This window comes from Prosthecobacter sp., from assembly GCF_044226605.1.
GTDB lineage: Bacteria > Verrucomicrobiota > Verrucomicrobiia > Verrucomicrobiales > Verrucomicrobiaceae > Prosthecobacter.
The window spans coordinates 189811-211777 of the sequence record NZ_JBGAGS010000001.1 but is presented as its reverse complement, the minus strand read 5'-3'; the positions used below and the strand labels follow the sequence as shown (position 1 = coordinate 211777).

The following is a 21967-nucleotide window of genomic DNA, read 5'->3' as shown; positions in this document are numbered from 1 at the left end:
TTAGCGAGGAGGACGCCACACTGCCACAGCCTTCTGCCATGACTGCGGCCCCCGAACATTCGGGGGCGCTGCACAAAGGCCCGGCGGGTACCGTTTTGTCTCCCGACCGACCGATGACACGCCTTCCCATCTTTGCGCTGACCGCCTCCACACTGCTGATCTCCCACACATTGATGGGTGCTGAATCGCGTGAGCTTACCGGCCTTGTGCGTCCGTTTTTCCAAGAGCACTGCAACAAGTGCCATGACGCCAAAAAGCAGAAGGGTGATCTGCGCGTGGACAATCTGGTGGTGGATCTGCAGTCGCCAAAAATCATGGGGCAATGGGAGGAAATCATGAGCCGCATCAATTCGGGGGACATGCCGCCGGACGATGAGGCAAGGCCAAAGCCGGAGCAGATTTCGGCGGTGTCTGACTGGATCGTGCAGCAACTGCGCGAGGCGGAAACCGCACGCCAGTCCTCCGCTGGGGAGCGCGTGGCTTTTCGCAAACTGACGCGGGATGAGTATGCGAACACGATCCGCGATTTGCTGGGCGTGAACTTCGATGTGAAAGCGCCTACCGGTTTGCCAGAAGATCCGGACTGGAAGGGCTTTGAGCGCATCGGCTCCGTGCTGACGCTTTCGCCTGCGCATGTGGAGAAATATTTGAGCGCTGCTGATGCCATTCTGGATGAAGCGCTTTCTTTGAGGCCTGAGCCAAAGCGCGAGGTGATCCGTTGGGAGGCGTTTGATATGCGGTGGAAGGGCTTCAAGGAGGAGTATCAGTCCCGTGGCATCGGGGACAAGGTGCGCATCGAAATCGTGCCGCGGAACTACACCACGGATTCGTGGAATGTGGAGATCAAGACGACCGGAGACTACCTGCTGCGTCTCAAGCTCAGCGGCCTGCGACCTGAGGGTGGCCGTGCGCCGCGTCTGAAAGTGTACATGTCCAGCATCAACACCACGCTCATCGAGCAGGATGTGGATGCGCCGGAGGACAAGCCAATCACCGTGGAGGCGCGTGTGCATCTCGTCGCAGGCAAGTATCCCATCCGCATCATCAATTCCGTGCCTGGGCCGAACCCCGAAGGCCGGCGCTCGCGCCACAGCGGCACGCCGAATGCCTTCACCACCACGCGCAGTCGCGTGCCCTGGCAGCTCAAGCTCACGGACGATGACTTTAAGCCCATTCAGCCCACGCTGATCATCGACACGGTGGAGTGGGATGGCCCCATCGTGGACTCCTGGCCGACGAAGGCGCATCAGCAGATCTACAGCAGCAAAGATGCGCGCGAGATCCTCACGAACTTCGCCACGCGCGCCTGGCGCAGGCCGGTGCAGGCGAGGGAGATCGAGCGGCTGATGCAGCCCGTGAACAAGTCGCTGGAGCTGGGGGACTCCTTTGAGGTGGCGGTGAAAAATGGCCTCATGGGAGTGCTGTGCTCGAAGAGTTTTCTTTATCTGGAGGAAGGCGATGCGGCGAAGGCCTCGCCCACACTCAGCGATTACGAACTCGCCTCCCGCCTTTCCTATTTCCTGTGGAGCACCATGCCGGATGCACGCCTGCTGGATCTCGCCAAACAGGGCAAGCTGCACGAGGCGAAAACGCTGGGAGCGGAGGTGAAGCGCATGCTCGCCGATGCCAAAGCGCAGGAGTTTGCCGACAGCTTCCCGCGCCAGTGGCTGCAACTGCGCAAGGTGGGCATGTTCCCGCCGGACAAGGAGCTGTATCCGGACTACGACGAAAATTTGGAGCAGAGCATGGTGGCGGAGACGCTGGGATTCTTCAATGAGGTGCTCAAGCGCAACGGCAGCCTGCGCGAATTTCTCGACTCCGACTGGACCATGATCAACGAGCGCCTGGCCATGCACTACGGCATCGAGGGCATTCGTGGTGATCAGATGCAGCGCATCGCGCTGAAGCCGGACGATCATCGCGGCGGATTGCTCACGCAGGCCTCCGTGCTCAGTCTCACCTCAGATGGCACACGGCATCGCCCGGTGCATCGCGGCGTGTGGATGCTGGAATCCATCATCGGCAAGCCCCCGCCTCCGCCGCCCGCCAACGTGCCCGCGCTGAGCACGCCGGATGCGAAGGCGAAAAAGACGACTGTGCTCGAAAAGCTGGAGCAACATCGTGCCGACCCGAACTGCACCGCTTGCCACAACAAGATCGACCCGCTGGGCATCGCCTTTGACAACTACGACGCCATCGGCCGCTGGCGCACGGTGGAGACCATCAAGGATGGCACCGGAGCAGACCCGACGCTGGACCCCAGCGGCGTGCTGCCAGATGGGCGCAAGTTTGCCGACTCGGTGGCTCTGAAAATGATTCTGCTGGAGGACGAGGACAAATTCGCCGCCGCCGTGACCGACAAGCTGGCAACGTATGCGCTGCGTCGTGGCATGACTTTTTCGGACCGCGAGGAACTGAAACGCATCACCGAAGAGTCCAAGGCGAATGATTACAAGCTCGCTTCGCTGATTGAGGCGCTTGTGACCAGTCCGCTGTTTTTGAAACGTTAATCTGAATTCACCATGAGCAACATCCAATCCCAACGCTGGCTTCTCAACCGACGTCACTTTTTGCGCGGACTCGGCACCACCATGGCGTTGCCTCTGCTGGAGGCGATGGTTCCTTTGCGTGCAACGGCTGCTGCCACGGCCAAGCCGCGGCGCAGTGTGTTTGTGTACATTCCCAACGGGGTGAACGGCATGACGTGGCAGTGCAAGCAGGCTGGGCGGGGTTATGAGCTGTCTCCTTCATTGAAACCGCTGGAGAAGCATCAGGAGGATTTCACAGTGTTCAGCGGACTGCATCATCCGAACGGCCTGGGGCAGGCGCATGTGTGCGCGGATACGTGGCTCACGGGCGCGAAGATCGATGCGCAGGGCGGGCGCAAGTACGAAAACACCATCTCGTGCGACCAGATGATGGCCGAGGTGGTGGGGCAGCAGACGCGCTTCAATTCGCTGGAGCTTTCCATTTCTTCGGGCACCGGGCATCCCTTTGGAACGAACACGCTGGCCTTCTCCCGCGATGGCGTGCCGCTGCCGGCGGAGGACAATCCGAAGCTGATTTTCAATCGTCTTTTTGGCGAAGAACCGGGTGGAATCGGTGCGCAGCGCGCACGCCTGACCAAGCGCCGCAGTGTGCTGGACGCCGTGCTGGATGACGCTAAGTCGCTGCGTCTCGCGCTAGGCTCTGACGACCGCACCAAGTTGGACGAATACATGCATGCCGTGCGCGATGTGGAGCAGCGTACCGAACGCCTGGATGCCTGGCTTGATATTCCGAAGCCTGTGGTGGAAAAGAATCTGGCAGCGCCGTTTCAGCGCGATGTGCCGAAGGCGCAGGCGGGTGAGTATTGGCGCACGATGTTTGACATCATCGTGCTGGCGCTGCGCACGGACATGACACGCGTGGTTACTTATATGAACGGCAGCGAGGGCAATGGGCTGGCGATTCCTGAGATTCAGATCACACAGGCGCGGCATAACCTTTCCCATCACAACGGCGATTCGCTCATCCTGGATCGTCTGGCGAAGAGCGATGCCTTCATCATGCAGCAATTTGCACATTTCCTGGATGAACTGCGTGCGGTGAAGGATGGTGATGAGCCCCTGCTGGACCGCACGATGGTGCTCTTTGGCAGCGGCATGAGCTACGGCCACAGCCACTGCAACAGCAACCTGCCCATCCTCCTTGCCGGTGGCAAGGGCCTTGGCTTAAAACACGGCCAGCATCTGGACTACAACCGTCCGCACCTCAAAGAAGACTACACGCTGAGCTACGACGAGTGGCGCAGCCTTTGCGGCAAGCCGAAGGACGGCAAGGCCCGCCTGAGCAACGTGCTGGTGACCATGCTGCAAAAGATGGAGGTCAATGCCGAGACCTTCGTGGACAGCCTCGGGCCGGTCAGTGAGATCGTGTAAGACGACTTTCACCATTCACTCCTACTTCCTCTCTCCCAACCACACTCATGAAAAAGACCGTCACATTGATCACCCTCCTCTCCTTTGCCGCCAGCCTCTCCGCCTTGGCGATGGATCCGCATGCTGAAGCCGTTGCCAAAATTGTGGAAGGAGCCAAGGGCAAAGTGGAAAAGACCGAAGACGGTCTGAACCTCAAGCTGGTGGACCTCGCGGTGCCAAACACCGGTCCGCATGACCACCGCACGAGCGATCCATACGATGCCGTTTTCTTCGAGCACCTCGGCCACGTCACCACGCTGGAGTCGCTGAATATCATCTCCACTAAGTTCAATGACGAGTGGATGCCGAACATCGCCAAGCTCACAAAACTCAAGACCCTGCGCTTCACCAACAATGGCTCGCTGACGGATGCGGGCATGGCGCAGCTCGCGGGGCTGAAGGATCTCGAGTCTTTCTCCTTTGTCGGCACCAAGATCACCGGGCGTGCTTATGCGAAGTTCGAAGGTTTTACGAAGCTGATGAAGGTGAGCCACCGTGGCAGCAGCATCGACGATGAAGGGTTGAAGGAGCTGTGCGGTCATCTGCCGAACCTGGAAAGCATCAGTCTTGCGCATGCCAAGTTCACAGACGCCGGTGCGCCGAATCTGGCCAAACTGACCAAGCTGAAAGGGCTGGAACTCGGCGCGCATGCCACGCCCGCTGCGCTGAAGAACATCACCGCTCTGCCGCTGGAGTACTTGCAGCTCGGTGAAGGTTTCGATAAATCCGAGTCGCTGCCGATCATCAAGGACATCAAGACTCTGAAGCGCCTGACGCTGACGAACTGCAAGACCACGACTGATGATGATCTCAAGGTGCTGGCCGGCATGACACAGCTCGAGTCGCTCGAACTCGGCAGCCCGGCCATGCCCGAAGAACGCCTGCCGATGCTGCAGGGCTTCAACTTCCTGAAGGAGTTGAAAATTATCGACCGCCAGAAGGGCTATCCGGAAGAGACGCAGGCGAAGATCAAGGCCCTGCTGCCGAAGGTGGACGTGAAATTCAAGTGACACCGGCATTTCTGACTTCTCATGCGACTTCTCTGTTCTCTGCTTCTTGCCTCCTCGTTGCTGGCTCAGGCGCTGGAATTTCCATCGCTCAACAATGCCAGGCGTATTCATGGCGAACTGGTCAGCGTGGACTACATCCTGCGCAAAGGCGAGTTCCGTGCTGATGACGGCAAACTGACGCCCTTCTCCATGCCGCCCTATGCGATCATGAAGTACAAGGGGGTGGAGGCGGATCTGCGCGAGGTGCCGCTGGGGACGAAGATGACCTTTCTCATGCTGCCGGACTCACAACTCGTCACCACGGATGACGGTCAGCCTGCGGATGCGGGGCAGTTGAAGAAATTCCGCGAGTTTACGGAGAAGCGTGGCGTAGCAGGATGGATCGACAAAACGACGGGCAACACTGTCACACTGACCTTTTTCAGCGGTGATCCCGCAGCCTTTCAGGCTGCCTATGGCGATCTTATTGCCGTGGGGAAGGAGGGCAAGATCTGCGTGGCCAATGACGAGTTGCGCACCTGGAATCCCGGTGTGGATGGTGAGCGCTGCAGCATCACGGAAGTGAACAAGGTGCCCACCGAGTATTTCGGCAGCAGCGGCGTGCAGATCACGCTGAAGGTGAGCAACATGCTGGAAGGCTTCCGCCGCGGCCGAGTGGTGCGCGTTTTCCTGGGCGGATGGAAGGTGCAGGACCAGTTTTATGGCGAAAGCCTCATGGGCTACGGCTTTGGCCGCATGCTGAACCAGGAACTGGTGGAAAACGTGGCCCACGACTACCCGGAGCAGTTTCCATTCCGCACGGACTACGGCAATGCGGATCTACCATGGTATCAGCTCAAAGGCGATGTGAAGCCGCCGCCCTTTGCCGAGCATGTCGTCTTTGGCGAACTGACGAAGGCGGACGCAAAGAATGGCACAGGGCAGTTTCTCACGGAACTGACCGGCGAACCTGTGAGCTTCACGCTGATCAAGCACCACACGCTCAAGCTCCTCGGTGCCGATCCGCAGTTTGCCCAGCTTGCTACCGGGCAGCGCTATCGCTTCCATCTGTTCCAGGATGAGAATGGGGCTTTTACTCGAGTCAGTTTCATCAGCGATGATTTCAGCCATGCAAGTGCGAACGCCATCACCGCCCGTGTGACCGCCATTCAGGGAGGCCAGGTCCAGGTGGCCTGGCAGCTTCCGCTGGTGAAGGACTACAATGGCGACATGCAGCGGTCGCAGGACATCGGAGGCCGCATTTTACTCGTGAACGACACGACGCGAGTGTGGAAAGGCGATCAACAGGTGAAGCTGACCGATCTGAAAGAGGGAGATGCGCTGCTCTTCAACCGCAGCGCCGAACTGCCCGGGAAGCCATCTGTCTGCACCGACCTGTGGATTGGCGAAGACACTCACAAGATGGTTACGGAGAAACTGCGCAAGCCAGCGGTGGCGAAAAAGTAGGTGGACAGGGCTGTGGGGGCGTCAATGACCGTGGAAGCATTTTGGAGTGTGCTGATCCACCGATGCTATCGAATGTCCACAAGTCTGCGGAAAGTTCCAGAGGACTGGAGCACTCCAGGACGCTGTCGCACCTGAGTAGGTGCTTTGTTCCCTCACAGCTGCTCTACTTTGCCGCCTCGTTCTTCTTCGCGTTTTCATCTCGGCGGTGCAGGGGACGCACCCAGATGTTGCGGTAGCGGGTGGGATTGTGGTGGTCCTGCAGCGCGAAGCCGAACTCCTGGACCGTTGTTTCAAGGGGGACGGCATGCTGCACGATGACGCCGTTGTGCAGCACGGTGATGCGTGCGGGTTGGAGTACTTTGCCTTTGTCATCAAGCGTGGCGCATTCGCAGATGATGTCATAGCTCTGCCACTCGCCTGGCTTGCGGCTGGCGTTCACCAGCGGAGGATACTTGTTGTAAATGGCACCAGCCTGGCCGTCGGGATAGGTGTCGTTTTCATAAGAGTCGAGCACCTGCACTTCGCCCCAGCCGTGGATGAGCACGCCGCTGTTGCCGCGACCCTGGCTGTTGCCGACCACTTCAGCAGGAGTGGCCCACTCGAGGTGAATCTGGCAGGAGCCGAACTTGTCCTTGGTTTCAATGTCGCCGCCCTTGGGTTTGATTTCAGCGTAGCCGTTTTCGATCTTCCAGCTGGGCACGTCGCTTTGGTCCGGATCATCTTTGCGCGGCTTGCGGATGAACCTGGAGAGGTCTTTTCCATCGAAGAGCACCATGGCATCGCCTGGGGCTGTGGTGGCCGTGGGTGGTGTGATGACCGTCGGACGAGGGCGCTGCATGTCCCCCTGACGATAGATGCCGCCTGGTGTGAAGGGCTTTTCCTTTTTAGGTTCGGCTGGTTTCGCGGGATCGGCGGCGATCGCGATTGTGGCAAGGGCGGGAAGGGCGAGAAGCAGACGGGTCATGAGAATGATAACGGAATCAATTCAGGTGATTTACTGACAAAAAGAAGGCCGGCTCAAGGCCGGCCTTCCGTGATCAAGTTTCAATGCAAACAATTTACTTCTGGAATGCCTTGTCCTTCGCATTCCCGCCGCTGACGAGGTATGCGATGAGATTGAGTAGTTCCTCCTGGTTGAGGGAGTTGATGAGGCCAGGGGGCATCATGCTGACTTTGCGGGTGCCTTTCCTGGCGATGTCGCTTTCATTGATGGCCATGTGGTCATTGGGGGCAAATGGATTGGTCATGACGAAGACCTTGCCGTTTTCCTCCACGATAATGCGGCCGACGATGACGCTGCCATCCTTTTTGGTGATCTCGTGGCTGTCATACTGGTCGGAAATGACTTTGCTCGGATCAACAATGTTTTCCAAAAGGTCGCGCATGGTGTAGCGGTTGCCGGAGCCTGTGAGGTCGGGGCCGATGCTGCCGCCTTCACCATTGAAGCGGTGGCAGGTGGCGCACATGATGCTGCGGTACATGGCCTCGCCGTTGGCAAAGTCGCGTCCTTTGAGGCCGCCTGCGGTCAGGGCCACGGCTTCGTCGACTGTCCAGTTTTTGCCGGGGCCTTTCGGCGCGACATAGTTGGGAATGGAAGTGCTAGCCTCGACTTTGTTGCTGACAGCTTCGAGGGAGGCGAGCTCCTCCTGGGGAACAAAGGTGGCCATAGCGTCCTTGCGGATGTTTTCGATGAAGCCTTTGAAGCTGTTGCCGCCTTTCCAGGTGCGGGCGTGGGGGAACCAGGAGAAGAAGGTTTTGCGGTGCTCCGGCGTCCAGCCGGCTGTGGCATTCCGCAGCGCAAACATGTAGCTGATCTGCTGGGCATTGGGGCGGCTGCCCGAGGCGGCGCGGGCGGCATTGGCGTAGCCGTCGTTGCGGCTCAGAACGGCATCGCTGGCGACTTCCTGGAAGTCATCCTTGGCGGTGGCCATGATGGCGAGGGTTTTGGAAACGACCTGAGTGGAATCAATGGCGACAAGGATCTGGCAGAGCTCGCGATTCACGAAGGGATCTTCCACTGGATAAGCGGCATCAAGCACCGTGGCGATCTTGGCGCACACATCTGCGTCGGGCTTGCCAAGACGAATCAGGATGAGCTCAAGGGCGCGCAGGGCTGCGAGTTGTTGATCGAGAGGGAGCTTGGCCCCCGCCAGCTTGCCCAGGGAAAGGAACATGCGGCCTTGCAGTTCGGCATTCTCTCCGGAAACCTGGCCAATGGGTTCGGAAGAAGTGCCGGTGGGCTTGGCGGCGGGACGTCCTCCTTCGTGTCCGGCTTTGGCACCGGTGACGCGGGCGAGGGCGATGATGCCTTCGATAAGCGCGGTGGGATTGTTTTCGGAGAAAACTTTCTCCTGCCAGAGAGACACCGGGAGTTTTTCAATGGCCACGCGTGCGGCGTATCGCACGTGGCGGTCATTGTGGCCAAGATTGCTCCAAGCTTCCTGGAGGGCCTTGGCTGCATCGACTTTTCCTGTGTGGAAAGCCTCGAGAGAGGCGCGCAGCTTGAAGTCTTGACCGAGAGCCTGTGGCTGTGCTGGAGCGGTGGATTCAGCACCGACATAGGTGACGCGGTAGACTCCGGACTGGCTCTTGCGGCCACCCACTGCGAAGTACATGGCGCCATCCTGGGGATGAACGATCACGTCGGTAAGGGGCAGTGGCTTGCCAAAGACGAACTCCTCACGGGTGGCGGCGTAGCTTGCTCCCTTGGGCTCCAGATTGACGGCCCACATGGTGCCATAGGTCCAGTCGTTGATGAAGATGGCGTGCTGATATTTGGCGGGGAATTTTGCGCCCGTGCCAGCGACGACGCCCGTGGGGCTGCCTGGGCCGATGTCGAGCGTGGTGGGGAGGGAGTCAGGATAGTAGTTCGGCCATTTGCCGCTGCCGCTGCGCCAGCCGTAGTCGGCACCGCTGACGCAGTGGTTCACGCGGGTGGGGCGGTACCACGGGCTGCCGATGTCCCACTCCATGTCCGCATCATAGGTGAAGAGCTGGCCCTGGTCGTTGAAGCAGATGTCGAATTCATTGCGGAATCCGTAGCAGAAGAGTTCCAGGCTGCTGCCGTCCGGATTCATGCTGCAGATGTAGCCGCCGGGTGCCAGGATGCCACGGGCGTGCCCGTTGGCGTCCCACATGCGGGGGAGGATGTGGTCTTCGCTCCAAATTTTGGCCGGGCGGCTGTCTTCCAGGCCTTCGGGCAGCTTGGTGTGGTTGCCGCAGTTGAAGAAAATGCGTTTGCCATCCGGGCTGACGGTCATGCTGTGCAGGCCGTGCTCGCCGCCACCGGCCATGGTGTGGAGCTTGGTGATCTTGTCGTATTGGTCATCACCGTTCGTGTCCTGCAGGCGGTAGAGGCCGTTGTTTTTGCCGTCCTCATTGACCATGACGTAGAGGCTGTCGAATGCTGCGAGCAGGCCGTGGGCCTTGCCGATTTCGATGCCGAGTTTTTCCGGCTTGAGATTCTCCGTTTTGGCGAGGGCGGGAACGCTCATGCGATAGATGCTGCCATACTGGTCGCAGGCGATGAGGCGGCCTTTCGAATCTACCGTGAGGGCCACCCAGGATCCTTCCTGGTCCTTGGGCACGTTGTAGAGTTTTTCGACTTTGAACCCCTTTGGCACCGTGATTTCGCTGGCTGCGATGCTCTCCGCCGGGCCGCTGCCGCCGCCTCCTGGTTTGCCATCAAGAGCGAGGCCCCAAGGCCCCTTGCCGTACTCACTGACGACTAAAGCAGGCTTCCACTCTTCCTTGCCCGTGGTGGTGGCCTCCCATTTGTCATTGGTTTCCACGAGGACTTTGGACTGGTCCTTGGGCAGCTTGACCGTCAGCCGTGCGATCAAGGCTGCGACCCCGCCTTTGTTGCGACCGTGGACAATGATTTCGTTCGCAGAACCGGGCTTCAGGTCTTTGCTGACGTCTGCTTTCGTGGGCTCCTGCCAGTCGGGATTGGTGAGGACTTTCCTGCCATTGATCATGGCGTCAGCGCCGTTGTCACAGGTGAGTTCCAGCGTGGCGGACTGCACCCCTGCCGGGACGTCAAAGCGGTAGCGGAAGGTGACTTTGGGGTCCTTGTCGCCGTTTTTGGCGCTCCAGATCCACTGGGGGGCGGCAGAAGCGGTGGTCAGCAGGATGGAAAAAGCGAGCGTGGGTAGTAGACGAGGCAGCATGGTGGGCCAAAAATACGCACCAAAATGCCAGACGTTGCACGGGAAAACCGAGCCGGGGCGATCGACTGCCTGCCAGAGGCAGGAACTATACGGCGCTGCCGTTCAAGGCCTGGCCGTCGTGCATCTTTTGCACTGAGAGGGCTGCGACACGGGATTTGAGCTCCTTGCTGGGCTTGAAACGCACGACGCAACGGTCCGGGATCATGACTTCAGAGTTCGGCTGCTTGGGATTGCGGCCGATCTTTCCACGTGCCACACGGAGGTCAAAAGTGCCAAAGGTCCGGAGCGTGACTTCATTGCCTTCGGCCAGGTTTTTTGAAACCAGTTCCATGAAGGCTTCCACCATGGCCAATGTGTCGGCATGTTTGATGCCCGTTGCATTGCTGAGCTCCGCGACCAAATCTTTTTTGGTGATCGTTGTCATAACGAGGTGACTAGCGAGACGATTAACGGGGTGCAACTAAATTCTGTGTCGAAATATCCTGCCCACCTACGATTATCTCGGGATATTTATTTGGGGTGTCTCCGAAACAGCCCCGAAAAGAACTTCGGAAGAAGTCCTGAAGTGCATTTTGCACAGCGCGGACAAAATGTCGCCTCCATGTTGTTCTACTAAGCTGGCGGCCACTTGTTTCACTGAATTTGACACTCCCTTGGGAAATTCCAAGCCATGTGCCTGCCCCTGCGCCTTCAACCAGCCCAGAAAAGCCTCCCGAGCCAGAATGGAGGCGGCAGCCACGGCGGGATCGCTCTCCGCCTTGGTGCGCTGAACCAGTTCGATCTGCCTGCCACGGGTTTGCAGGGCGCGCTGCAGGACGGCGGGATTGGCAAACTGATCAGAGATGGCCCGCTGGCAGCCGGGGACACGTTCGAGAAGGCTTTCGATAACCCGGGCGTGGCCCCAGGCCAGCAAGCGGTTCAGATTGCCGAACTTGGAGTAGAGCTCGTTGTAGCGTTCCGGGCGGATGGAGATGACCTCCCAGGCCAGGCCCGGAATGGTGCGGATGTCTGCGGCGATCTTGAAAATACGAGCGTCGCTGCTGATGCGCTTGCTGTCCACGGCACCGATGTCCCGCAGGCGGTGTGCTGCGTCCCCATCCACATAGACACCGGCGATGACGAGGGGACCGAAAAAATCTCCTTTGCCGCTTTCATCCACTCCGATGTGGGGCTGAAACATTTCCGGGTTGTGAACTTCCTCGTAGCCGAGCTTTGCTTCTCCAAGAACCTCAGGTTCAAGGATGTTGGTGATGAAATCCTCGGTCTCCTTGCCCTGAACGACGATTTTGGGCCCCTTTTCATACACGCAAACGTTGACCTTGGCCTTGGCGGCGGCGTACAGGCAGTAGGGTTTGGCTTGAAACTCGAAGCCTCGTGCTTCCAGGAGCGTCCGCAGCTTTACCGCCTGATCTGCGGTGAGGGCGTGGGTGTAGCTGGTCAGGGGGGCAGGCATAGACACGACTGTAAGCAGAAGAAGCGCGAAAGCTTCATGAAAAATACACAGCTTCTCCGCGCAGCTTCGTTCATATATTGATTTTACGATGCCCTCCCCAGCCACCAAGCCCGACCTCCACGCCATAGCCGAGGAACTGGTGAACTGGTTTGGCAACAACGCACGTGACTACCCTTGGCGCCGCACGCATGATCCTTATGCTGTCCTCGTTTCGGAAGTGATGCTGCAGCAGACGCAGATCGCGACAGTGCTGGACCGGGGGTTTTACTCGCGATGGCTGGAGAGATTCCCTGACTTCAAGGCGCTGGCCGCCGCCCGTGAAGATGAAGTGCTCAAAGCCTGGGAGGGGCTGGGCTACTACAGGCGCGCACGAAACCTGCAAAAACTGGCACGAGAGGTTATGGAGCGCCACGGCGGGGAGTTTCCACGCGAGCCAGCTGCCATTCTCGCGCTGCCTGGCGTAGGGCCGTATACGGCTGGGGCGGTGGCAAGCTTTGCTTTTGGTCTCGCGGAACCCATTGTGGATGGGAACATCGCGCGAGTGCTCTCCCGCCTCTACAACGATGCGACCCCGGTCGACTCCACCGCAGGGTCCAAACTGTTGTGGGAACGCTCGAAAGCCCTGGTGCAGACGACGGAGAATCCTCGTGCGCTGAATTCGGCCCTGATGGAGCTCGGCCAGACCCATTGTACGCCGACGAAACCTGCGTGTGATCTCTGTCCGGTGCGCTCGCATTGCCGTGCCAAAGATCCCGAAGCGCTGCCTGTCAAACAATCCCGTCAGGAGATCACGGCCGTCACAGAGCGCGTCATTTTTCTGCGCACCTCGGAAGGGGTGTTGCTGGAGCTGGAAACCGGCAGACGTCGCACCGGATTGTGGAAGCTGCCCGAGCTTCATAAAGCATATGTGGACCAACCGCCGCCGGTGCTGCTGCGCATGCATTACGGAATCACTCGCTACAAGGTCACACTTTGGGTGCATGAACCGCATGAACAGAAAGGGGCGTGGCCTGATACGCACCGGGTGATCCCTTTTTCCGAACTTGAGTCCACACCGATGCCGGCACCGTATCGTAAAGCGTTGCGTGACCTTCTGCAGCGCGGTGAGTTCCGGCTCGGTGACTGAAAAGTGAATTTGCCATTGATCGCACATGACCTAACAAATGTCCTAATCCCTCATGAAAACGCGCACTCTTCTTTTTTCCTGCCTCGCCATTGTCCTTGCGGGTTGCAAGCCCTCTGCTCCGGCCCCTGCTGAAAAAGCCGCTGAAAGTCCGGCCTCCCCTGCTGCGGCGAAGTCTGGCAAGCCTCAGGTGCTGGTGGCGAACTATCCGCTGCAGTACTTTGCACAGCGCATCGCGGGAGATGCCGTTGATGTGCGGTTTCTCGCTCCTAAAGGTGAAGATCCAGCCTTCTGGCAGCCGGATGAAGCGGCCATTACCGCCTTTCAAAATGCGGATCTCATTCTCATGAATGGTGCCAATTACTCGAAGTGGGCGGACAAAGTGACGCTGCCAGAGTCGAAGGTGGTGGACACTTCCGCCGCATTTTCCTCGGGCTTTATCGAAGTGCGAGACGCTACGACACACAGCCACGGCCCGGGCGGCGAGCACAGCCATAGCGGCACCGCTTTCACTACATGGATCGCTTTCAACCAGGCCTCCATGCAGGCACAGGCTGTGAGTGAAGCGCTGATCAAACTGGTGCCATCCGCCCAGGAGTCCATAACCAAGAATACACAGGCTTTAAAGGGTGAACTGGATGCGCTCGATGCGCGCATGACGGCAGTTGGCCGTCGTTTGGTGCAGTATCCGCTGGTAGCCTCGCATCCGGTCTATCATTACATGGCGCGACGTTATGGCTTGAACATCAAATCCGTCCTTTGGGAGCCTGAAACAGCAGTCGATGACACAGCGCTGAATGATCTCCGCGGAGTTCTCGCGAATCACCGGGCGCGCTGGATGATCTGGGAAGGGGAGCCGAGCAAGGCGAACGTGGACAAACTGGCCTCCATTGGAATCCAGAGCGTGGTGTTTGATCCTTGTGGCAATGTGCCAGCAAGCGGAGACTTCATGAGTGTAATGAAGACGAACGTCGAAGCTATGGAGAACGCTTTTCGCTAAGCTGATTTAGTTTTAGGGATGAAATCGCCGGTGAAGATCGGCTGCATAAGAAAAATATAGAATCTTTGTTGACGGCCCAATAAAGCCGTGTCATCATTCGTTACCTTCAACACAAGCCATGAAAACCAACCAGACACATCTTAACTCATCCGCGCTGCTGATAGCGCGTGGGGGAGAGATTTTGTGTGTGAGACTGGGTCGTGGTTTTATGCCCGCCTATGTGGCACAGCAAGATTGGAGTCTCCCGACAAAGAGATATGACGAGCAGGGTGCTTTGAAGCCCCATTAGGTCCCAGAGGCCAAGTTTCCGAAGGAAGCCCTGCTCGCCCACTCCAAGGCAGCAGGGCTTTTTCTTTTGTATCGAACCGAACCAACCACCCCATTTTTCAAATCATTGATTGAACCCGCGGTCGCCTGACCGCACCCCCCATAGCACGAAAAACCCCGGCATCCGCGCTAACGGACACCGGGGCAAGGCCAGCCAAGCTGACTCCGGGAGGAGTCGTTTAGATACGCAAGAAGCAGACCTGAGAACAGGTTCGCACCCCTCCTACCGAATGTCAACTGAAGCAGTCTTCAAATACGCAATATTCCTACGTCTAGGCGAGGAATACGGGGATTTCTTGTCCCTTTTTGACATCATGAAACGGCTTCCCTGGGAGGTGTGCCATAAACACCGAAACATCCGCCGTGAAATACCTGCGGGTGCGACGCCAGCGATCGAGTGACCAACACTCCATCCCGTGCGTGGCAGCGGTGTTCGTTCTTTATTTGGCAGATCACCTCACACAATGAGGCTGATCTGCCATTCAAGGGCACGGAGCACGGCAAAAGTGGTGTGATACTCTGTGGGAGAGAGTGGTGATCGGCCGACTCCGTGTCCTTGAATGGCAGAACTTGATGATTCTCGAATAAGATACGGCGGTGGCAGACAAGCAATGCACGGGTCTCCAAAACCCGAAGATGTGGGGGCAGTACCCACCCGCCGTGCCATTTTTTTCCAATTCAAAGAACGCGGCGGTAGATCGTTAAAGAGGCGACCTGGACTGTAACCCCAGTGCTCACAAGGCCCCCACGGAGCATTACCGTGACGCCGCACCATTCATTCATGCCCACGAAACACGGGGCGCACGGCAGCAGTTTCAAATGCCGTTCTCGGCCCACCGTGGCGGTTCCTGTGTCCCTCGTGGGTGTTTCCTTTTTCATTCAAAATGCAGGGAGAGCCAGTGCTCTGACGGGTTTCATAAGCCTGTCTCGGTTGGTGCAACTCCATCCCCTGCGTCCAATTTCATGGGACCGTAGTGTAGAAGACTGCACGGCTGGGTGGCACCCAGCAAGCGACGGAGCATTACCGTCCGGCTCCACCACTTTTAATAGAGGTCCGTTAGCTCAGTCCAGTAGAGCGCCCGCTTGTCGAGCGGAGGGTCGCGGGAGCAAAGCCCGCACGGACCGCCAATTTTTTCATGGGACCGTAGTGTAGAAGACAGCACGGCTGGTTTGCACCCAGCAAGAGACGGAGCGTTACCGTCCGGCTCCACCATTTTAGAATCCTCGGTGATCTAGCAGTAGGATGCCGCTCTGTTAAAGCGGCTGCGTTGGTGCGAATCCAACCTGAGGAGCCAATTTATTGCCCGCAAGGTGTAACAGAATTGCATACGTCGCTTCTAACGGCCGTGGTTCCAGGTGCGACTCCTGGTGTGGGCACCATCTTTAATAAGGAGCACGTCCGGCACAGACGAGGAAACGGTCTCGAAAACCGCTGCGCCCTCTAAGGGCGTCCAGAGTGCGATTCTCTGGTGCTCCGCCACTTATGAAAGACTACGATCCAAACGCAGGAGCGCCTCATGGATCAACAGCAGCGCAGCAGACATGGCCACCGTGGCTAATGTCACTGCTTCCAGTCCACGTGACTGAGCCAGCCAGCCGCAGACGCTCGGAAAAAGAGCCGCGCCGATCATGGCTGCGCTGACTTGAAAACCGATGGCATGCGCTGCGCGCGCTTTGCCCAGCCGCTGCGGCGTCCGCGTCATCAGGCACGGATAAATGGAAGCCAGTCCAAGTCCCACCAAGGCAAGTGCGCCTACGGAGAAAGGCAAGTTGGCTGTAAACAATCCCGTGCCGATCAGCGCTGCCAGCATGCTCAGACGCAGAAGCCGGTCGATGCCAAGTCGCTCAACGATAAAACCAAAGACCACACGACCCGTGGCGAGGCTGGCCCAGTAAATCGTGACCCACATTCCAGCGGCTTCCTTGTTCATGCCGCGTGCCTCCGTCATCACTGTAAAGCTCCACTGACCGACCGTCACTTCGAGGCCGGTGTAGATGAAAAAGAGCAGCACATGCGCCCAAACGCCGGCGTGCTGCAATGCTCCAAGCATGCTCACGGAATCTTCCGTTTCAGAAGTCGTGCTCGTGGTTTCACCCGGAATGTCCCAAAGCTTTCGGGTGTAGATAAAGAGGCCTGTTAGCAACAGCAGCAGCCCACCCACAGCCGCATAACCCGCCCGCCATGATCCCAGCGAAACCAGCATCGAGGTCATGATCAGCGGCCCCAGTGTGGCACCGATGCCGTAGCACGCATGCAGCCAGTTCATGTGCCGAGCCGAAAAATGATTCGCCACATAATGGTTCAGTCCGGCATCGATCGCCCCTGAGCCAAGGCCGTGCAGCAGTGCACAGGCCGCAAACAAGATCCATATCGGTGCGACGGCATAACCCAAAGCACTCGCTGTCACCAGCAGGCTGCTGCCCGCCAGCAGTATGCCGATGCCAAACGACTTGAGCAGTTTTCCCGTGAGCAAACCGGAAACAAAGTAGCTGGCCCCCGCGCCAAAGAAAATCCACGCGATCTCGCTCTGCTGCCTGCCGAAGAAAGCTCGTACAGACGGCCAGGCCACTCCGATGAGCGTGTCCGGCAGCCCCAGACTGATGAAGCCCAGATAGGCAGTCACCAGCAGGAGGCGGCGGAAAATCGTTGGAGAATTGGAGGCCTGCATTTTTGACCCGGAAGTCTGATGCAGAACCTACGTTTGTCGCCGCTGCCTTGCGTGCAGCAACTCGCACTCACCTCTTTTCATCCCTCTGTAGCTCAACAGCAGAGCAGCCGGTCGATAACCGGCAGACCGTGGAGCGTCACCACGCCGAGGGACCATTTTTTAATTCTATTAACGCTGGATGGCTTAGACAGATGAGCGGCGGGTTGAAGATCCGCACAGGTTGGCGCGCTACCAACTCCAGCGACCATTTCTTTTTTGAATGTGGCATTGATGTAACAGCAAGCATGCCTGCCTTCCAAGCAGGGCGCGTCGGGGCAGCACCGACATGCCGCACCAGATTCAATGTGGTCATCGTCCAGCAGCAGGACACGGCTATGCCAAGGCTGAAACGTCGGTGCGAGTCCGACTGACCGCACCACTTTCCAAAACTCCTCCGTGGCCGACCTAGAAAGGCACCCGTTTCGTAAACAGGACCATGTGAGCGCGAATCTCACCGGAGGATCCATTCCATTTCAACACTCCCTTCATAGTGTAACAGCAGCATTCTTCGTTGTGGACGAAGCGGTGCCGGGGCAGATCCGGCTGAGGGAACCATTTTTTAGATCGGATACGAGAGAGCCAGCAGCACTCGCTTGCCTTGGAAGCAAGAGTAGCCCGGGGCAGCACCGGGGTATCCGACCATTTTCTTCATTCGTGCGCAAGACAAAGAGCCGAGTCAGCGGTCCGCAAAACCGAATTACCCAGTGCGAGCCTGGGGCGCACGTCCATTTCATTTCATCGGATACGAGAGAGCCAGCGAACTCGCTTGGTTTGGGACCAAGACAAGCCCGGGGCAGCACCGGGGTATCCGACCATCTTCATCAATTGGTCTGTAGCTTAACAGTCAGAGCGTCGGGCTCATAACCCGGAAGATGCTGGTGCAATTCCAGCCGGACCGACCATTTCAAAACAGCCTTGTAGCTCAATCAGCAGAGCATCCGCCTTTGAAGCGGAGGGTTGGTGGTGCAAACCCACCCGAGGCTTCCAGTTTTTACATGCCCATGTAGTCCAATGCAGAGACAACCGTCTCAGAAGCGGTCCAGTGCAGGTGCGAGTCCTGCCATGGGTACCATTTTATGCCCTTGTAGTCCAACAGCAGAGACGGCCACCTCAAAAGTGGCGCAGTGTGGGTGCGACTCCCACCGAGGGCACGCCATTTATGTCTCCGTAGCTCAGCAGAAAGAGTGGCTGATTACGAATCAGCAGGCCGCAGGTGCGAATCCTGCCGGAGACACTTTTCCGAGACTCTTGTAGCTCAACCGACAGAGCGCCGCGCTTCGAACGCGGAGGTTGCGGGTGCAAGTCCTGCCAGGAGTACCATTCAAAAGGAACGCCAACCGGACCAGCGAGCCGGGACTCGGTGCTAACGAGATCGTGCCGCCATTGCGCGGCATGAGGAGCATGTCCTCGGCGTTCCGCCATCTTTCAATGACCCTGTCGTCTAACTGGCCAAGGCACCCGACTTTCTATCGGGTTATTGCGGGTTCAAATCCCGCCAGGGTTGCCAATTTCAATTTTAACCAACGGCGCGTCGGTGCCGTGAGGAAACTCTAAAACCGATGGGGGCATGGCCCCGACAGCCGGCGTGAGCCGGTCAGAGGCGAAGGTGCCTGATAACCTTCGCGCCGTGAGGGATCACGGACAGCCCATGCAAGCCCAGGCTTCCCGCGAAAGCGGGCGATCATGGCCCCGAAAGGCCGTGGTCGTTTTGGGAAAGCAGTGCGTCGTGGAAAAAACGGCGGTTTAGATGCCCGGAAACGGGGAACATCAGCCGCCGGAGAGCAGCGGGTGGTGCCGGCCTCACGACCAACCAGACTGCGATCCATAAAGTCAAGGGTAGTGCCAGAAACATCCGAGCCTTGTCGGCAAGGGTGATGGCGCAGAGCAAGAGGTGGCGGACGTGTGCAAACACGGACGTTGTCTTGAGATTCCGTTGAGTAACCGACAGGTGAAAGGCAGACGATGTGTGGCATTTCGCAGCCCAAAAGGCGGCGACAACCACCGGACATCCACATCGTCGCAGGTATGCAGCTTCGCGAGAAGCATCTGACTAAGAATCAGCAAAAACGCAAAGAGGTGTCCGGCGTGACGAGTGAAATAGCTCAATCCTCCAGCCCCACGGGGCAATGGAGGCATCCGAGGGCCGCAAGCCTGGAGATGTCGGTGTGAATCCGCACATAAGGGGTAGCTCCCCTGCACGGCCGAAAGGTCGGTGGTAGGTGCAGCGCCGACAGTCGTCACGCGACAAGTGAGAAGCCACACTTTAAAAAAGGCAGCTATGCTGTTCGACCTCGCTCGGCGGGGTGGATACGAGCCGAACCAGGGGCCGCAAACCCCTGGATAATGGCTCCAACGGAGCAGCACGCGAGGTGTAGTCTCAGCCCTCGCATTCCATTTTCAAAACTCGCGGTCTGCATGCCGGGACCGCGTTCAAATTTCAAAAGCTCATGTAGCCCAACAGCAGAGGCACGACGTCGAGAACGTCGCTAGTGCGGGTGCGAATCCCGCTGTGAGCACCATTTCGGTCCAAAGCTTAGACAGCGAAGCAGCCGGCTTTTAACCGGCATAGCAGGGTGCATGTCCCTGTGGACCGACCACCATTTATACGCCTGTTGGTGAAACAGCATCACGTCTGGCTTACATCCAGAAATAGAGGGGGCAGCACCTTCACGGGCGACCATTTTTCATCAACTCAACCACTCACCATGAGCATCGCCATCACGCCCGACATTCATCTCAGCGCCATTACGATGGCAGACGCTGAAGACATCAATGCCCATCTGCAAGACCACGAGGTCAGCCGTTACACTCTGCTCATTCCCCATCCTTATACCTTGGCGATGGCCCATGAGTGGATCGCCATCATCGCGGATGATGTGCAACGGAACGGTTGCGAAACGATCTGGGCCATACGGGAATCCTCCGGGCGCATGATCGGTGCCGTCGAACTCCATGCCGGAAGCGCGGGCAAGCAGCACGTTTCCGAAATCGGTTACTGGCTGGCCAAATCTCACTGGGGGCGCGGCATCATGACTGCGGTGGTCAAAGCCGTCGCCGAGCGTGGCTTTTGTGAGTTTGGCGTGAGGCGCATCACTGCCCCCATCTTTGCGCCGAATGTCGGCTCCGCCCGCGTGCTGGAGAAAAGCGGCTTCGTCGTCGAGGCACCGCTTCTACGGCTCGCTTATCATCGGGATGGCCAGTTTCACGATGGCAGACTCTATGCGCTCGTGCGCGAAGAGTGATGCCTCCACCCCTTTGCGGCAGCGAGAGCGGAGCTCCTTCGTAGCTCATCGGTAGAGCACTTGTTTTTACACAAGTGGCAGCAGGTTCGAGTCCTGCCTAAGCAGCTGGGAAACCGGCTGTTCAAAAGCTCTTCTCACTTTTCTCCGCATCTTCCCATTTCAACCCCATACAATCCTATGAAAACACATACCAGCCAGCCGGTGCATCTTTCCACCGGCGACATTCTTGTCTGAAAGATCGCTGTCACATCCGTCCAGCGTGCCCGTTAGCGGGCAGATCGCACGGATGATGATTCGATCGTTCTCTATGAAACTCGAACATCTCGAACGTGCGTTTGAATCCATCGGTGCACGGCTTCGTGTGGAGGCTCCGGTTCGCAGCCGGGGCGTCTCTTCGGGATACTCGCTCGACATCGGACATGACCGTCGCGGACAGTTCTTCGCCCTGCGTGGCGATGATGCGAACCTTGCGGTGGTGGAGTTCTTCCTGCTGAATATGCAGGAGGACAGCCGCCATCTGCTGCTCCTTGTGAAAAGCGAGGGAAGCAAACGCAAGGACCGCTTTCTGTGCGGTCACGAAGAGCGCGAATGGTTTGTCGCCGCCGTTCCAGGCACTGCATCCACCGTGGTGCAGGCCAAGGAGGCGCTCAAACCTGCTCCCGTGCGTGAGGCGCAGGCTCGCAAGAACCTGAATGCCCGCCAGGCCAACACCCGACACAACGCGGCCTTTCGCCGCCAGGGTGAGTGGTTTTTCCTGCCATTGGAAAAACCACTGGCCGTCGATCCCAGACTCATCCTGCGTCATGAGCCCATCTCCCGTGGACGCGGCAGCAAGCCGCACCTCGTGGAGCAGCTCTACCGCACCGGCGGTGAACTGGTCTATGTCAACCGAGAGCACCCACAGGGCATCTCCGAGGTTCAGTATTCCCAACTGGTCCGCCGGAATCCTGATGCGAAGAAATGGATCTGGCATGCCAGACGGCGCAATGCAGGCGTGTTTGCCCGCGGCGCGATCCGGCATGGTGACCATGCCACCATCGTGCTTCAGGACTGGCACCAGGTATTGATGAACGAGGAGCATCTTGCTCCTTCGCGCAGCTACCTGGCTTTCCTTGACTGATTCAAACCGACACGTTCAACCACTCGCGTGTGCGGCATGCCTCATCGGTGTGCCGCACACGCCCTTTTTCTTTTTAATTTCATCTGAGGCAGCGAGGCCGGGGATACTCCGGAACTCGTGGGTTCAAATCCCATCATCCTGGCGACAGGGTGAAGCCCTGGCCGGCTTTCTCCTCAGATTGCTTTTCTTCCAATTTCGCGGCAGTGAAGACAGGATTTCTTCGCTCCATACACAAACTGAAGTGCGGTGCTCATGAGTTGAGGTCTGGCGCAAGCCGGATCCGGGTTCGATTCCTGGCTCCTCAGTTAGAGCCTGTCTAGTTTTCTCCGCGAACACCTTTTTGGGGCAGTGAGACTGAAGTTACTTCGCCGGTTCAACTCCGACTTGTTCCACCAATAGGGGCAAACGCT

General features: G+C 58.2%; 13 protein-coding genes and 15 tRNA genes. 23 read left to right on the top strand and 5 right to left on the bottom strand.

Annotated features, from left to right (window positions below; all coding sequences use genetic code 11):
* Positions 1 to 38: 38 nt before the first annotated feature.
* Genes ACILSO_RS00860 through ACILSO_RS00845 form a run of 4 tightly spaced genes read left to right on the top strand, consistent with a single transcriptional unit; the run spans position 39 to position 6415 of the window.
* Positions 39 to 2510 carry a DUF1592 domain-containing protein gene (locus ACILSO_RS00860; RefSeq protein ID WP_395735456.1) on the top strand — a complete coding sequence of 824 codons (2472 nt, stop codon included), beginning with the start codon at positions 39 to 41 and terminating at the stop codon, positions 2508 to 2510.
* Between the two features lie 12 nt (positions 2511 to 2522).
* Positions 2523 to 3920 (top strand): DUF1552 domain-containing protein, encoded by a 1398-nt coding sequence (locus ACILSO_RS00855; RefSeq protein ID WP_395735455.1) that lies wholly within the window; start codon positions 2523 to 2525, stop codon positions 3918 to 3920.
* 47 nt (positions 3921 to 3967) lie between these two features.
* The gene (locus ACILSO_RS00850) at positions 3968 to 4969 is read left to right on the top strand and encodes a leucine-rich repeat domain-containing protein (RefSeq protein ID WP_395735454.1); all 1002 of its coding nucleotides are present in this window, start codon (positions 3968 to 3970) and stop codon (positions 4967 to 4969) included.
* A 21-nt stretch (positions 4970 to 4990) separates the two neighbouring features.
* On the top strand, positions 4991 to 6415 hold the full coding sequence (locus ACILSO_RS00845; RefSeq protein WP_395735453.1) for a hypothetical protein: 1425 nt from the start codon (positions 4991 to 4993) through the stop codon (positions 6413 to 6415).
* Positions 6416 to 6578: 163 nt separating this feature from the next.
* On the opposite strand, the gene ACILSO_RS00840 is transcribed toward ACILSO_RS00845, so the two are convergent.
* The 4 genes from ACILSO_RS00840 to rnhC all read right to left on the bottom strand — a co-directional run bounded on the left by ACILSO_RS00840 (position 6579) and on the right by rnhC (position 12037).
* Positions 6579 to 7379: a DUF1080 domain-containing protein gene (locus ACILSO_RS00840; protein ID WP_395735452.1), complete on the bottom strand. Its 801-nt coding sequence runs from the start codon at positions 7377 to 7379 to the stop codon at positions 6579 to 6581.
* Between the two features lie 94 nt (positions 7380 to 7473).
* The gene (locus tag ACILSO_RS00835) at positions 7474 to 10584 is read right to left on the bottom strand and encodes a c-type cytochrome (RefSeq protein ID WP_395735451.1); all 3111 of its coding nucleotides are present in this window, start codon (positions 10582 to 10584) and stop codon (positions 7474 to 7476) included.
* Positions 10585 to 10669: 85 nt separating this feature from the next.
* Positions 10670 to 11044, bottom strand: coding sequence for an HU family DNA-binding protein (locus tag ACILSO_RS00830; protein WP_395735450.1), 375 nt, complete (start codon positions 11042 to 11044; stop codon positions 10670 to 10672).
* A gap of 36 nt (positions 11045 to 11080) precedes the next feature.
* Positions 11081 to 12037: a ribonuclease HIII gene (rnhC, locus tag ACILSO_RS00825; RefSeq protein ID WP_395735449.1), complete on the bottom strand. Its 957-nt coding sequence runs from the start codon at positions 12035 to 12037 to the stop codon at positions 11081 to 11083.
* 88 nt (positions 12038 to 12125) lie between these two features.
* On the opposite strand from rnhC, the gene ACILSO_RS00820 reads away from it, so the two are divergent.
* The 6 genes from ACILSO_RS00820 to ACILSO_RS00795 all read left to right on the top strand — a co-directional run bounded on the left by ACILSO_RS00820 (position 12126) and on the right by ACILSO_RS00795 (position 15782).
* Entirely contained in the window at positions 12126 to 13163 is a 1038-nt protein-coding gene (locus ACILSO_RS00820; protein ID WP_395735448.1) for an A/G-specific adenine glycosylase, read from the top strand.
* A gap of 52 nt (positions 13164 to 13215) precedes the next feature.
* On the top strand, positions 13216 to 14160 hold the full coding sequence (locus tag ACILSO_RS00815; RefSeq protein ID WP_395735447.1) for a metal ABC transporter substrate-binding protein: 945 nt from the start codon (positions 13216 to 13218) through the stop codon (positions 14158 to 14160).
* A gap of 918 nt (positions 14161 to 15078) precedes the next feature.
* Positions 15079 to 15153: transfer RNA gene (locus ACILSO_RS00810), tRNA-Trp, on the top strand.
* A 385-nt stretch (positions 15154 to 15538) separates the two neighbouring features.
* Positions 15539 to 15615 (top strand) — tRNA-Asp (locus ACILSO_RS00805).
* A 10-nt stretch (positions 15616 to 15625) separates the two neighbouring features.
* Positions 15626 to 15700 (top strand) — tRNA-Ala (locus tag ACILSO_RS00800).
* A gap of 8 nt (positions 15701 to 15708) precedes the next feature.
* Positions 15709 to 15782: transfer RNA gene (locus tag ACILSO_RS00795), tRNA-Asn, on the top strand.
* A 186-nt stretch (positions 15783 to 15968) separates the two neighbouring features.
* On the opposite strand, the gene ACILSO_RS00790 is transcribed toward ACILSO_RS00795, so the two are convergent.
* Positions 15969 to 17156, bottom strand: a complete 1188-nt coding sequence (locus ACILSO_RS00790; RefSeq protein ID WP_395735446.1) for an MFS transporter — start codon at positions 17154 to 17156, stop codon at positions 15969 to 15971.
* A gap of 344 nt (positions 17157 to 17500) precedes the next feature.
* Between ACILSO_RS00790 and ACILSO_RS00785 the strand changes: the two genes are divergently transcribed.
* The 13 genes from ACILSO_RS00785 to ACILSO_RS00725 all read left to right on the top strand — a co-directional run bounded on the left by ACILSO_RS00785 (position 17501) and on the right by ACILSO_RS00725 (position 21557).
* A tRNA-Gly gene (locus ACILSO_RS00785) sits at positions 17501 to 17574 on the top strand.
* Positions 17575 to 17585: 11 nt separating this feature from the next.
* Positions 17586 to 17661 (top strand) — tRNA-Thr (locus ACILSO_RS00780).
* 360 nt (positions 17662 to 18021) lie between these two features.
* Positions 18022 to 18097 (top strand) — tRNA-Ile (locus ACILSO_RS00775).
* A gap of 9 nt (positions 18098 to 18106) precedes the next feature.
* Positions 18107 to 18182 (top strand) — tRNA-Gln (locus tag ACILSO_RS00770).
* 10 nt (positions 18183 to 18192) lie between these two features.
* A tRNA-Leu gene (locus ACILSO_RS00765) sits at positions 18193 to 18267 on the top strand.
* Between the two features lie 6 nt (positions 18268 to 18273).
* A tRNA-Leu gene (locus ACILSO_RS00760) sits at positions 18274 to 18346 on the top strand.
* Between the two features lie 10 nt (positions 18347 to 18356).
* Positions 18357 to 18429: transfer RNA gene (locus ACILSO_RS00755), tRNA-Arg, on the top strand.
* Positions 18430 to 18439: 10 nt separating this feature from the next.
* Positions 18440 to 18515, top strand: a tRNA-Arg gene (locus tag ACILSO_RS00750).
* Between the two features lie 110 nt (positions 18516 to 18625).
* A tRNA-Glu gene (locus ACILSO_RS00745) sits at positions 18626 to 18702 on the top strand.
* 936 nt (positions 18703 to 19638) lie between these two features.
* Positions 19639 to 19714 (top strand) — tRNA-Leu (locus tag ACILSO_RS00740).
* Positions 19715 to 19900: 186 nt separating this feature from the next.
* Complete coding sequence (locus tag ACILSO_RS00735) at positions 19901 to 20437, top strand: GNAT family N-acetyltransferase (RefSeq protein WP_395735445.1); 537 nt, start codon at positions 19901 to 19903, stop codon at positions 20435 to 20437.
* Positions 20438 to 20469: 32 nt separating this feature from the next.
* Positions 20470 to 20544, top strand: a tRNA-OTHER gene (locus tag ACILSO_RS00730).
* A gap of 200 nt (positions 20545 to 20744) precedes the next feature.
* Positions 20745 to 21557 (top strand): hypothetical protein, encoded by an 813-nt coding sequence (locus ACILSO_RS00725; protein ID WP_395735444.1) that lies wholly within the window; start codon positions 20745 to 20747, stop codon positions 21555 to 21557.
* Positions 21558 to 21967: the final 410 nt, after the last annotated feature.

Bases quoted from the DNA above. Each gene is read 5' to 3' on its own strand.
- ACILSO_RS00855 (WP_395735455.1), top strand. From the start codon at position 2,523: ATGAGCAACATCCAATCCCAACGCTGGCTTCTCAACCGACGTCACTTT.
- ACILSO_RS00790 (WP_395735446.1), bottom strand. From the start codon at position 17,156: ATGCAGGCCTCCAATTCTCCAACGATTTTCCGCCGCCTCCTGCTGGTG.
- ACILSO_RS00735 (WP_395735445.1), top strand. From the start codon at position 19,901: ATGAGCATCGCCATCACGCCCGACATTCATCTCAGCGCCATTACGATG.
- ACILSO_RS00725 (WP_395735444.1), top strand. From the start codon at position 20,745: ATGAAACTCGAACATCTCGAACGTGCGTTTGAATCCATCGGTGCACGG.
- ACILSO_RS00835 (WP_395735451.1), bottom strand. From the start codon at position 10,584: ATGCTGCCTCGTCTACTACCCACGCTCGCTTTTTCCATCCTGCTGACC.
- ACILSO_RS00860 (WP_395735456.1), top strand. From the start codon at position 39: ATGACTGCGGCCCCCGAACATTCGGGGGCGCTGCACAAAGGCCCGGCG.
- ACILSO_RS00850 (WP_395735454.1), top strand. From the start codon at position 3,968: ATGAAAAAGACCGTCACATTGATCACCCTCCTCTCCTTTGCCGCCAGC.
- ACILSO_RS00840 (WP_395735452.1), bottom strand. From the start codon at position 7,379: ATGACCCGTCTGCTTCTCGCCCTTCCCGCCCTTGCCACAATCGCGATC.
- ACILSO_RS00815 (WP_395735447.1), top strand. From the start codon at position 13,216: ATGAAAACGCGCACTCTTCTTTTTTCCTGCCTCGCCATTGTCCTTGCG.
- ACILSO_RS00820 (WP_395735448.1), top strand. From the start codon at position 12,126: ATGCCCTCCCCAGCCACCAAGCCCGACCTCCACGCCATAGCCGAGGAA.
- ACILSO_RS00845 (WP_395735453.1), top strand. From the start codon at position 4,991: ATGCGACTTCTCTGTTCTCTGCTTCTTGCCTCCTCGTTGCTGGCTCAG.
- rnhC (WP_395735449.1), bottom strand. From the start codon at position 12,037: ATGCCTGCCCCCCTGACCAGCTACACCCACGCCCTCACCGCAGATCAG.